The sequence below is a fragment of the Cupriavidus sp. FW305-46 genome, from assembly GCF_058787075.1.
The window spans coordinates 1-12,321 of the sequence record NZ_JBYSZI010000107.1; the positions used below are offsets into that span (position 1 = coordinate 1).

Annotated in this window: 10 protein-coding genes; 9 read left to right on the forward strand and 1 reads right to left on the reverse strand. The window is 67.2% G+C overall.

Translation table 11 applies throughout. The features are described 5' to 3' along the window. Nucleotides 1-242: 242 nt before the first annotated feature. Nucleotides 243-1,646, forward strand: a complete 1,404-nt coding sequence (locus AC3WON_RS30100) for an aminotransferase-like domain-containing protein (RefSeq protein ID WP_492353374.1) — start codon at nt 243-245, stop codon at nt 1,644-1,646. A gap of 17 nt (nt 1,647-1,663) precedes the next feature. On the opposite strand, the gene AC3WON_RS30105 is transcribed toward AC3WON_RS30100, so the two are convergent. Continuing rightward, entirely contained in the window at nt 1,664-2,593 is a 930-nt protein-coding gene (locus tag AC3WON_RS30105) for a LysR substrate-binding domain-containing protein (protein WP_492353375.1), read from the reverse strand. Nucleotides 2,594-2,759: 166 nt separating this feature from the next. Here AC3WON_RS30105 and AC3WON_RS30110 point away from each other — a divergent pair, with 166 nt between their 5' ends. From AC3WON_RS30110 to AC3WON_RS30145, 8 genes are all read left to right on the forward strand, one after another. Beyond that, nucleotides 2,760-3,752, forward strand: coding sequence for a Bug family tripartite tricarboxylate transporter substrate binding protein (locus AC3WON_RS30110; RefSeq protein ID WP_492293480.1), 993 nt, complete (start codon nt 2,760-2,762; stop codon nt 3,750-3,752). A 35-nt stretch (nt 3,753-3,787) separates the two neighbouring features. After that, the gene (locus AC3WON_RS30115; protein WP_492353376.1) at nt 3,788-4,999 is read left to right on the forward strand and encodes an aminotransferase-like domain-containing protein; all 1,212 of its coding nucleotides are present in this window, start codon (nt 3,788-3,790) and stop codon (nt 4,997-4,999) included. A gap of 91 nt (nt 5,000-5,090) precedes the next feature. Further along, the gene (locus tag AC3WON_RS30120; RefSeq protein ID WP_492320251.1) at nt 5,091-5,696 is read left to right on the forward strand and encodes a glutathione S-transferase family protein; all 606 of its coding nucleotides are present in this window, start codon (nt 5,091-5,093) and stop codon (nt 5,694-5,696) included. A 253-nt stretch (nt 5,697-5,949) separates the two neighbouring features. Continuing rightward, nucleotides 5,950-6,441, forward strand: a complete 492-nt coding sequence (locus tag AC3WON_RS30125; RefSeq protein ID WP_492320252.1) for a VOC family protein — start codon at nt 5,950-5,952, stop codon at nt 6,439-6,441. 80 nt (nt 6,442-6,521) lie between these two features. After that, entirely contained in the window at nt 6,522-6,776 is a 255-nt protein-coding gene (locus tag AC3WON_RS30130) for an RNA-binding protein (RefSeq protein WP_492320253.1), read from the forward strand. 91 nt (nt 6,777-6,867) lie between these two features. Further along, nucleotides 6,868-9,234, forward strand: coding sequence for a DNA polymerase II (locus AC3WON_RS30135; protein ID WP_492353377.1), 2,367 nt, complete (start codon nt 6,868-6,870; stop codon nt 9,232-9,234). A gap of 295 nt (nt 9,235-9,529) precedes the next feature. Further along, entirely contained in the window at nt 9,530-11,854 is a 2,325-nt protein-coding gene (locus AC3WON_RS30140) for a xanthine dehydrogenase family protein molybdopterin-binding subunit (RefSeq protein ID WP_492353378.1), read from the forward strand. Beyond that, complete coding sequence (locus AC3WON_RS30145; protein WP_492320256.1) at nt 11,823-12,287, forward strand: (2Fe-2S)-binding protein; 465 nt, start codon at nt 11,823-11,825, stop codon at nt 12,285-12,287. The genes AC3WON_RS30140 and AC3WON_RS30145 overlap by 32 nt, the downstream gene beginning before the upstream one ends. Nucleotides 12,288-12,321: the final 34 nt, after the last annotated feature.

Below are 12,321 nucleotides of genomic sequence, written 5' to 3' on the forward strand. Positions count from 1 at the left end.
AAGACGGCGGTGCGGGCCGGGGGATGGGCGGGGGAGCGGGCCTTGTCGATTCTTGTCTGCCGGCCCGGCAATAGGTTTGAGCATTTCGGACACCTTGGTTACGGATCACCGAAGGCTCCCGGCCACGCGCTCCGATTCAAGTGCTGGCTCAGCCCCGCGCGGGCGTGGTTTGTATGGATTCCCTCGGTGATGTCTGGCATGCTAATGCAAGACAAAACCCATACATCGAAGAAATCTACCGGATGAAATCCATGCAAGGAACCGATATCCGCGCCGAAGTCAGTACCAAATGGGATCTTGAGATCACAACGGGTGGCGGCGCGCGCTACTTGCAGATCGTGGACTTTATCGAGCGGGCGATCGGCGAAGGCCGACTGGTAGCCGGCGACCGCGTACCGCCGCAGCGCAGCCTGGCCAAGACCCTCCGCGTGGACCTGACCACCGTGACGCGTGCCTACAACGAGGCCAAGCGGCGGCATCTGATCGATGCCCGCGGGGCCCTCGGCACTTTCATTGCCGCGCCGCGGGCGGAGCTGGCGCGGGTGATCGACATGAGCATGAACGTGCCGCCGCCACCGGCGGGGCTGGATTTCCAGGACCTGTTGCGGCGCGGCCTGTCGCAGGTGCTGCTGCACAGCGACCCGCACCTGCTGATGACCTACCAGCTCGGCGGCGGCAGTGCTGCCGACCGGTCGGCCGGCACCCTCTGGCTCGCGCAGATATTCGGCCAGGTCGCCACTGCACGGCTGGTGGTGTGCCCGGGCGCCCAGGCAGCCTTGTCCGCCGTGATCCTGGCCCGGACCCGGCCGGGTGACGCGATCGTGAGCGAGCCGCTGGCCTACCCCGGCGTTCGCGCGGCCGCGGCACAACTGGGGCGGCGCGTGATCATCGCGCCGGTCGATGGCGACGGGATGCTCCCCGACGCCCTGGAGGCGGCCTGTGCCGACGGGGCAACGCTGGCCTACCTCAATCCGACCGCCCAGAATCCCACTACGCACACCATGCCGGCCTCACGCCGGGAGGCTATCGCCAGGGCCGCGGCGCACTGTGATGTCACCTTGCTGGAGGATGACCCCTACTGGCTGCTGACGCCGTCAGCGCCGCCGCCGCTGTCCAGCTTCGCTCCCGAGCGCACGTACTATGTCTCGACCCTGTCCAAGACGCTCAGTCCGGGGCTGCGGACCGCGTATGTCATGCTGCCGGAGGGCAGGCGCGGCGACGATCTGCTGGCATCGCTGCGGGCCTTCGCGCTGATGGCGGCACCGATGACCGCCGCCCTGGCGACCCAATGGATCCACGATGGCTCGGCCATGCAGCTGCTCGACGGCATCAGGACCGAAGCGTTGGCCAGATGCGCGCTGGCAAGCCGATGGCTGAGCGGGATCGGCCAGCTCCCGCCCAGCGCCATCCACGCATGGCATCGCTTGCCCGAGCACTGGTCGGCGCAGCAGCTCACCCGGGCCGCGCTGGCGGAGGACCTGCGCGTGACGCCGTCCGACGCGTTCTGGGAGGGGCCAAACGCGCCGAATGCCATCCGCATCTCGCTCGGTGGCGTGGAGGACCGCGCGCAACTATCGGCTGCGCTGCGCAGGCTGGCCGCATTGCTGGAGCGCCGGCCCACGCCGGGGCTGGAAATGGTGGTGTGAGTTGCGGCGTGGGTCGGCTACTTGCCAGCCTCGTCCGCAGGCGCGGACTGCCTTGTCGCAAACTCGCCCGCGGCCCCCAGCAGCCACTCGCGCAGCCGCTGCATCGCCTCGCTCATCGGCCGGGTATCCGGCGAGACCAGGTGATACGCGCTCGTGGAGCGCTGCGAATGGGCGACGGGCATGACCAGCTGGCGGTTTGCCAGGTATTCCCCCACGAGGAAGCGCGGCACCAGGCCAACGCCCAGCCTGGCGCGTGCGGCGGCGATGACCATGGAATGGTGGTCGAAGCGTGCGCCGCGCATGGCGTTGACGTCGTCGATGCCGGCCGATTCCATCCATTGCTTCCAGCCGAGAATGCGTGTGGCGAGGTGCAGCAGCGGCGACCGGGCGATGTCATGCGGGCTGATCCGCTTCCTGCCGCCGAAGAAGTCCGGATGGCAGACCGCCACCGATTCTTCGTCGAACATCCGGTCGGCACGCGCGCCGGGATAGACCGCCTCGCCAAAGTGAATCGCCGCGTCGTAGGGGGTGCCGTCGAACAGGAAGATGTCTGACTGCGCGCTGATATTGACCACGATCCCCGGATGCCGCGCATAGAAGGCCGGCAGCCGCGGAATCAGCCACTCGACCGCCAGCGTGGGCACGCAGGCGAGCTCGACAGTGCCGCCCGAGCCCTCGTGCGCCATCAGGTCGAGCGTGTCGCGCTGCAGCTTGCGCAGCAACTCCCGCACCTGTCCGCTGTAGAGCGTGCCGGCCGCCGTCAGCGTGATGCGCTGGTTGGCGCGGTGGAACAGCTGCACGCCCAGCAGCGCTTCCAGCGACGCAATCTGGCGCGACACCGCGCTCTCGGTGATAAACAGGTCCGCCGCCGCGCGGCGCAGGTTCAGGTGCAGCGCGGCGGCCTCGAAGGCGCGCAGGCTGGACAGGCTGGGAAGTCGTTGCCGCATCGGGGAAGGGCTGAGTTGATGATTTTAGATCATCATCCTATACGGAAATCTCGCTTGAAAGCTTGGAGTTGATGAGAAATCATTCGCTCCTTGCGTTGCCGCCTCCTCCCGGCATCGTCATCACGACAACCTCATAACGACAACCATCAGGTAGACAGGAGACTGCATGAAACACTTGTTCAGCGCGCTCGCCGCCGGCACCCTTGCATTCGGCGCGACCATGCCCGGCATCGCCGGCGCGCTCGAGTTCCCGGCCAAGCCGGTGCGCATCATCGTGCCGTACCCGCCGGGCGGCACCACCGACATGGTGGCCCGGCTGATCGGCGAGCAACTGGCCACGCAATGGAAGCAGTCGGTGGTGGTCGACAACCGCCCCGGCGCGGGCGGCATCGTCGGCACCGGCACGGCCGCCAAGTCCACGGCGGACGGCTACACCCTGCTGATGGGCTCGGTGGGCGAGTTCGGCATCAACCCGGCCTTGTACAAGAAGCTGCCCTATGATGCCGACGCCGACTTTGCGCCGGTCGCGATGGTGGCGCGCGTACCCAACGTGGTGGTGCTGTCGCCGGCGTTTGCGGAACGCGCGCGCGTGCAGACGCTGCCCGAGTTCATCGCTTACCTGAAAGCCAATCCCAAGCGCGTGAACATGGCGTCGGCCGGAAACGGCACGTCCACGCACCTCGCGGGCGAGCTGTTCCAGCGCATGACCAGCACGGAGATGAGCCACGTCGCCTACAAGGGCAGCAGCCCGGCCATCGCCGACCTGATGGGCGGCAGCGTCGACGTGATGTTCGACAACCTGCCGGCATCGCTGCCGTTTATCCGCTCGGGCAAGCTCAAGCCGCTGGCCGTGACCACGCCGGCGCGCTCGTCGGCGCTTCCGAACGTGCCGACGGTCGCCGCCGCGGGCCCCGTCCCCGGCTTTGATGCCAGCCCTTGGTTCGGCCTGCTTGCGCCGCGCGGGGTGCCTACCGCGGTGGCGCAGAAGATCAGCCAGGACCTGACGCGCGTGCTCAACGAGCCAGGCGTGCAGGCGAAAATGCGCGAACTGGGCGCGGAACCGGCGCCCAGCTCGCCGGAGGCATTTGCCGACGTGTTGAAGAAGGACCGCCAGAAGTGGGGCGAGATCGTTCGCCTGTCCGGTGCTTCGGTGGACTGAAGCACGCCCATGTCCAGCACGCTCTGCATCCGCTCATGACTTCCGACGCCGCTTATCCCTTCGTCCCCGCGCTGCGCAACCCGGCAGGCTCTCCGATCCGGGAACTGTTCAAGTACCTGACCGACCCCGGGATGATCTCGTTCGCCGGGGGCTACCCGTCCGCCGCGCTGTTCGATGTCGAAGGCATTGGCGCGGCCTCGGCGGCGGTGCTGCGCGAACGGCCCGCCGAGTGCCTGCAGTACGGCGCCACCGAAGGCGCGCCGGCGCTGCGCCAGGCGCTGGCGTCGTTGATGGCCGGGCGCGGCGCGCCTGTGACCCAGGACGAACTGCTCGTGACCAGCGGCTCGCAGCAGGGCTTCGATTTCCTCGTGCGCGCGCTGGTCGAGCCCGGCAGCGTGGTGCTGGTCGAGGAGCCGACCTATGCCGCGACGCTGCAGGCCTTGCGGCTCGCCGGCGCCGACGTACGCGGCGTGCCGTCTGATCACGACGGCATGGACGTGGCTGCACTCGAAGCCATGCTGGCCGACCCGTCGTTGCGCCCCCGGCTGATCTATACGGTGCCAACCTTCGCCAACCCCACCGGCGCCACGCTGTCGCCCGCACGCCGGCTGCAGCTGCTGACGCTGGTGGCGCGGCACCGCGTGGTGCTGGTCGAGGACGATCCCTACGGGGCGCTCAGCTTCGATGGCGCGCCGCCGCCTTCGCTGCTGGCGCTGTGCGCGTCGGTACCCGAGGCGCGGCCGTGGCTCGTGCACCTGGCCAGCCTGTCGAAGACGCTGGCCCCCGGCCTGAGGATCGGCTGGATGGTCGCCGCGCCCGGGATCGTGCGCCGCGCGGTGATTGCCAAGCAGGTATCCGACCTGTGCACGCCGCCATGGATCCAGCTGGCCGCGGCGCAGTATCTGGAAGCGGGCCGGCTGCCGGCACAGGTCGCGCGGGAAGTCGCGGCCTATCGCGACAAGCGCGACCAGCTCGCGGCGGCGCTGCGCCAGGCCTTTGGTGACCGCATCAGCTTCGCATCGCCGGCGGGAGGGATGTTCCTCTGGGCCGCGCTGGATGGCATCGACGATGCTGCCGCACTGCTGCCGCACGCGATCGCGGAAAAGGTGCTGTTCGTGCCGGGTGCCGGATTCTATGTGCAGCAGCGCCAGCGCGCCACATTCCGGCTGTCGTTCGCGAGCACGAATCTGGCGCAGATCGGGGAGGGCGTCGCACGGCTCGCGCGGGCGGTCGAGCGGGCCGGGTGAGGGCTTTCACAACGGAAGCGGTTCGTGGCAGCCGGCGGATGCTATCCTGCTGCGGTCGAAACATTACGGCCGAACGCGGCAGGAGGACAGTATGACCATGACGCTCTACTACAACCCCCAAAGCCGCGCCTCGGTGGCGCGCTGGATGCTGGAGGAGGTCGGGGCCGAGTACAAGCTGCAGCACATCGATTTCACCAAGGGCGAGAGCCGCGCGCCGGAGTTCCTGGCGATAAACCCGATGGGGAAGATTCCAACGCTGGTCTTGCAGGACGGCACGGTCCTGACCGAGAACGGCGCGATCATCGCCTGGCTGGCGGATGCCTTTCCGCAGGCCGGGTTGATGCCGCCTGCAGGCTCGTCCGCGCGCGGCACGGTGCTGCGGTGGCTGTTCTTCTGCGGCAGTTGCTTCGAACCCGCGCTGACTGACCGCATGATGCGCAAGGAGGCGCCGCTGCCGAAGCAGGCGGTCGGCTGGGGCGACTATGACGATGTGATCGACGCCATCGAGAAAGCCCTGACTCCCGGCCCCTTCGTGCTCGGCGCGACCTTCAGCGCGGCGGACATCTATCTCGGTGCCTCGCTGGCCTGGGCGGGCCGATTCGGTGCGCCGCGCATCAGCGAGAGCCCGTGCATCCAGGACTACGTCAAGCGGATCACCGCGCGCGACGCGTTCGTGCGCGCGGCGGAAGCCCAGTGAGACGCGAGAAGTCCTGCGGCATCAGTCCAGCGCGATGTTCGCCTTGCTGATCACCTCGCCCCAGCGCTGGGTCTCGAAGCGCACCAGCCTGGCATAGTCGGCACTGGCGCCGGGCAGCGGCGACGCCCCTTGGACAGAGGCCGCTCGCGGCTCCTCAGCCCACCCCTTGCGCGGCCTGCGCCCGCCACCGGAATATGAGACATTGGAGTCCCGGTGGCGGATTCCCGGTGCTCGACTTTCCAGGAGACACATCATGCAAAGCAAGAACACGATCTGCTTGTGGTACGACCGCGACGCCCTTGATGCCGCAAACTTCTATGCCGAGACATTCCCCGACAGCGCAGTCAGCGCCGTCCACCGCGCGCCGGGCGACTATCCCGACGGCAGGCAGGGCGATGTCCTGACGGTCGAGTTCACCGTCGCCGGCATTCCCTGCCTCGGGCTGAACGGCGGCCCGCATTTCAAGCACAGCGAGGCCTTCTCTTTTCAGATTGCGACGGACGACCAGGCCGAAACCGACCGCTTGTGGAATGCGATCGTCGGCAATGGCGGCCAGGAAAGCGAATGCGGCTGGTGCAAGGACCGGTGGGGACTGTCATGGCAGATCACCCCGCGCGCGCTCAGCGCGGCGATCACCGACCCCGACCGTGCGGCGGCCAAGCGCGCATTCGACGCCATGATGACGATGAAAAAGATTGATATCGCCGCGATCGAGGCGGCACAGCAGGGCAAAAGCCCATCCTAGAATTAAGGTAGGGCGTCTCAGTGCCAACCGCAAAGGGGGCTGGGGCAGGGCCGCTCCTTCATCGACTGGGAGAGACCATCATGAGTCGTTTGCTGCTAGGCAACATCGAACCTGGCACCTCGGACGAGGAAATCGCGGCCTTCCTGGAAAAGTACGGATTTCCCCCGTTCGACAGTCTCGAACATGAGGAAGGCGATGGCTCGCAGCCTGCCGTGCTGCTGACCTATGGCACCCTCGACCCCATGGTGCTGGGCAAATTGCAGGAGCGCATCCACCATATGTACTGGAAGAAGCGCGAATTGACCGCTGCTATCCTGCACGACCGCTTTGCGTGAGCTGAAGAAGCCTCGGGGTGGCTTACGCGGCTCACGCACCCGGCCCATCCACTAGAATCCCGACCGGTAGCCGTTTCCCAATGTTCCTAACGTGGCACTTCAGCAGGGTTTCATCCTGACCCGACATTGGCGCGATACGCCGGCCGGCACCGAAGTCGAATTCTGGCTGGCGACCGATAATGGTCCGCGCCACCTGCACCTGTCCCGTCAGCCGTCAGTCGCGTTTATCCCCGAGTCGCAGCGCGAGCGTGCCGAGGCGCTGCTGCGCCGCGAGCGCGAGGTCGAACTGCGCCCGCTCAAGCTCCAGGATTTCCAGCGCCGGCCCGTACTGGGCCTGTACTGCCGCCAGCATCGGCAACTGATCCAGCTCGGCCGCTCATTGCGCGACGCCGGCGTGGATGTCTACGAAGCCGATATCCGCCCGCCCGAACGCTACCTGATGGAGCGCTTCATCACCGCCCCGGTCTGGTTCGACGGCGAGCCGGACCCCGGCGGCGCGCTGCGCAATGCCCAGATGAAGCCGTCGGAGGGCTACCGGCCCAAGTTGCGCCTGGTCTCGCTCGATATCGAGACCAACGCGTTCGGCGAACTCTATTCGATTGCGCTCGAAGGCTGCGGCCAGCGCCAGGTCTACATGCTGGGTGCCGCGCCGCAAATGCCCGCCGAGGTCGATTTCTCGCTCGAGTACTGCGCCACGCGGCCCGAGTTGCTGGAAAAGCTGAACCAGTGGCTGGCCGATCACGATCCCGACGCGATCATCGGCTGGAATCTGGTCCAGTTCGACCTGCGCGTGCTGCACGAACATGCGCGCAAGTTCCAGCTTCCGCTGCGCCTCGGCCGCGGCGGAGCCGAGATGGAATGGCGCGAGCACAACGCCCAGCAGCACTATTTCGCCAGCGCACCGGGCCGGTTGATCATCGACGGCATCGAGGCACTGCGTTCCGCCACGTGGAGCTTCCCGTCGTTCAGCCTGGAATCGGTGGCGCAGACGCTGCTGGGCGAGGGCAAGGCGGTCGACAACCCGTACGACCGCATGGACGCCATCGACCGCATGTTCGAGCAGGACAAGCCGGCGCTGGCCCGCTATAACCTGCGCGATTGCGAACTGGTCACGCGGATCTTCGAAAAGACGGAGCTGTTGCCGTTCCTGCTGGAGCGCGCCACGGTCACGGGCCTGCCGGCCGACCGGAACGGCGGCTCGGTCGCCGCCTTCACGCATCTCTACATGCCGCTGATGCACCGCCAGGGGTATGTCGCGCCCAACCTCGGCGAGAACGCGCCCGAGGCCAGCCCCGGCGGCTTCGTCATGGACTCGCGGCCGGGGCTCTACGAATCGGTGCTGGTGCTGGACTACAAGAGCCTCTACCCGTCCATCATCCGCACCTTCCTGATCGACCCGATCGGCCTGGTCGAGGGCCTGGCGCATCCCGACGATGCCGATTCGGTGCCTGGCTTCCGCGGTGCGCGGTTTTCCCGGACCAAGCACTGCCTGCCGGCGATCGTCGCCAAGGTCTGGCAAGGCCGCGAGGCCGCCAAGCGTGACCGGAACAAGCCGCTGTCCCAGGCGCTCAAGATCATCATGAACGCGTTCTACGGCGTGCTCGGGTCCAGCGGCTGCCGGTTCTTCGATGCGCGGCTGGCGTCGTCGATCACCATGCGCGGGCACGAGATCATGCGGCAGACCCGCGCGCTGATCGAGGCCCGCGGCTACGAGGTGATCTATGGCGACACGGATTCCACATTCGTCTGGCTGCGCCGCGCGCGCACGGAAGCCGATGCCAGGCAGATCGGCCGCAGCCTGGTCGCCTACGTCAACGACTGGTGGCGCGACCACCTCTGGCAGACCCATGGACTGGAAAGCGCGCTGGAACTCCAGTTGGAAACGCACTTCCGGCGCTTCCTGATGCCGACCATCCGCGGCACAGACCTTGGCAGCAAGAAGCGCTATGCCGGCCAGGTGGAACGGCCCGACGGGAAGGCCGCGATGGTGTTCAAGGGGCTTGAAACGGTGCGTACGGACTGGTCGCCGCTCGCCCAGCGCTTCCAGCAGACCCTTTACGAAAAGATCTTCAACCGCGAGCCGTACGCGGATTATGTGCGCGACATCGTGCGCCGCACCCTGGCCGGCGAGCTCGACGAGCAACTGGTCTATCGCAAGCGGCTGCGCCGCAAGCTCGATGATTACCAGCGCAACGTGCCGCCGCACGTCCGCGCCGCCCGTATCGCCGATGCCTATAACGAGCGCCAGGGACGTCCGCGCCAGTATCAGCATGGCGGCTGGATCAGCTACGTGATGACCGTTTCAGGGCCGGAGCCGCTTGAGACCCGGTCGGCGCCGATTGACTATGGCCACTACGTCAACAAGCAGTTGCAGCCGATCGCCGATGCGATCCTGCCGTTCCTGGACGACGATTTCGAGACGCTGCTGGCTGGGCAGATGGCACTCTTCCCGCAGTAGCATAAGCTGCTGATTCTAATGGGGAATTGCTTGATGGATGGGGCTGCGGCACGGTCCGTTGAAGTCGATCAGGTGCTTGTTCTCAAGCTCAAGGACCTGCCGGAACGCGGGCACCCGTCACGGAGCAGTTCGACCTGCGACTGCTGGGGGTATCAGCGCAGCATGGCCATGTCGGGTGTTGCGCGATAGCGCCAGCCACGTGCTCGCATTCGCGCTGCGGCACTTCCCGACCTAATATAGGCCATGCCATCGGCGGCACGGGGCCTTCCATGATGATCGATCCGCCAGTCTTGCCATGTTGACGCGCAGAGCCTTCCTGCTCGGCGGTGCGGGCGCTGCCGGTGCGCTGGTGATCGGATGGGCCTGGCTGCCGCCGCGCCAGCGCCTGGCGGGCGGCGAGCCGCTGGCAGCGCGCGACGGGCAGTTTGCGCTGAACGGCTGGGTCAAGGTGGCGTCCGACAACACCGTCACGGTGGTCATGAACAAGGCCGAGATGGGGCAGGGCGTGCATACCGGCGCGGCGATGCTGCTGGCCGAGGAGATGGAGGCCGACTGGTCGCAGATCCGGGTCGAGCCGTCGCCTATCGATAACCTGTACAACAACATCGAGGGCGTGGTCGCCAACCTGCCGTTCCGGCCGGACGACAAGGGGTGGCCCAGGCGCGCCGCCGAATGGTTCACGCGCAAGGGCGTGCGCGAGGTGGGCTTGATGTTCACCGGCGGCTCCACCAGCATCAGGGACCTGTGGAATCCGATGCGCGAGGCCGGCGCCGCCGCGCGCATGATGCTGTGCGCGGCAGCGGCGAAGCAGTGGGACGTCAAGGCCGAAGCGTGCCGCGCGCAGGCCGGCAAGGTGGTGCATCCGTCGGGGCGCAGTGCCACCTTCGGCGAACTGGCCGCCGCAGCCGCGCGTGAGCCCTTGCCACGCAAGGTCGAACTGAAGGACCCTGCCAGCTACAGGCTCATCGGCACCCGCGCGGCGCGCCTTGATGCCCCTGCCAAGCTCCACGGCAGAGCCAGTTTCGGTATCGACGTGGTGGCGGACGCGATGGTCTACGCCAGCGTGCAGATGTGTCCGACGCTGGGCGGCACGCTGCAGGGATCCCCGCCCGACGACGTAAAGAAGTTGCCCGGCGTGCTCGACCTGGTCACGCTCGCTCCGCTGCATGGCGGCAGCGGCGGCGTGGCGGTGATCGCCAGCGATGCGTGGATCGCGATGCAGGCGGTGGAGAAGGTCCAGTGCAAGTGGGACGAGGGTGAGGCGGCGAAGCTGTCGAGCGACGGCATCCGCGATACGCTGGTGAAGGCGCTCGACGCCTCCGGCCCACGTGTCTGGCACGAGCATGGCAACGGGCGCGCCATGAAGCAGGGCAAGCCCGCCATCCAGGTCTTGTACTCGGCGCCTTATCTCGCTCACGCCGCGCTGGAGCCGGTCAACTGCACGGTGCTGGTCCAGGAGGACCGCGCCATCGTGTGGGCTGCCACGCAGATGCCCGGGCTGGCTCGCCGCTGCGTGGCGAAGACGCTCAGGCTGGACACGGACAAGGTCGAGCTGCGCCAGCAGTTCATCGGCGGTGCCTTCGGGCGCCGGCTCGAAGTCGACTTCATCTGCCAGGCGGCCGCCATTGCCGCCAAGCGCAAGGGCGTGCCGGTGCAGACGATCTGGTCGCGCCCCGAGGACATGCGGCATGACTTCTACCGTCCGGCCAGCGTGTCGCGCTTCGAGGCCTGGCTCGACGAAAAACGCAAGGTCATTGCCGTGCGCAATATCTCGGCCAGCCAGTCAGTGCTGGAGGGCGTCGCGAAGCGCAACTTCGGCCTGCCCGACATCTTCCTGTCGCGGCTGGACAAGTCCACGGCGGAGGGCGCCTTCGACCAGGCTTATGACTGGCCGGACGTGTGGGTCGGCCACCAGACCGTGGACCTCGCCATCCCCGTGGGCTACTGGCGCTCGGTGGGGCATTCGCACCACGCCTTCTTCATGGAGAGTTTTGTCGATGAACTGGCGGTGGCAGTCGGGGTGGACCCGCTCGACTACCGCATGAGCCTGCTCAGGGGCGAGCGCCAGCGCGCGGTGCTGGAGCAGGCAAGAAAGATGTCGGGCTGGGGCCAGCCCTTGCGCAAGCAACCTGGCGTGGTGAAGGTGGGGCGCGGCGTGGCCCTGCACGAGTCGTTCGGCAGCGTGGTGGCGCAGGTCGCCGAGGTGTCGGTAGGCAACATGGGGCAGGTCCGCGTGGATCGCGTGTTCTGCGCCATCGATTGCGGCATGCCGGTCAACCCGACCCTGATCGAGCAGCAGGTCGAGGGCGGCATTGTGTTCGGGCTGTCGGCAGCGCTGTGGCAGAAGATCACGCTGGAGCGAGGCAAGGTGAAGGAGGACTACTACACCGCCTTTCCGGCCATGCGCCTGCGAGACTGCCCGGACATCCAGGTACACGTGATGCCTTCGACGCGCCCGCCACAGGGCGTGGGCGAATCCACCACGCCGCCGATCGCCCCGGCGGTGGCGAACGCCTTGTTCCATGCGACCGGCGAGCGCCTGCGCGACCTGCCGCTAATGAAGACCCTGCCGCCTTCCGGAGCCTGCGATGCCAGACCATCAGATCAGTGTCAACGGTAAGAGTGTCGACGTCCGCTCGGACGGCTGCACGCCGCTGTTGTGGGTGCTGCGCTGCGAGCTCAAGCTGACGGGCACCAAGTTCGGCTGCGGCGTGGGGGTGTGCGGCGCCTGCGCGGTGCATGTCAACGGCAAGATGCTGCTGTCGTGCCAGCACCAGGCGAGCGAGATGGAAGGGAAGAAGATCGTCACCATCGAAGGACTCGACGGCCCCGAGGCCAGCGCCCTGCGGGCGGCCTGGCTGAAACACGAGGTGGTGCAGTGCGGCTACTGCCAGAGCGCGCAACTGATGGCGGCGAGCGCGCTGCTCAAGCGCACACGGAATCCGAAGGAGGCGGAGATCGCCGATCAGATGAGCTGCGTGATCTGCCGGTGCGGCACGTACACACGGATCAGAAGGGCGATTGCGGAAGCGATGGGGATGTTGAGGGGGTGAGGGCGTAGGGGGGCATTGGAAACGGCTGGCCCAC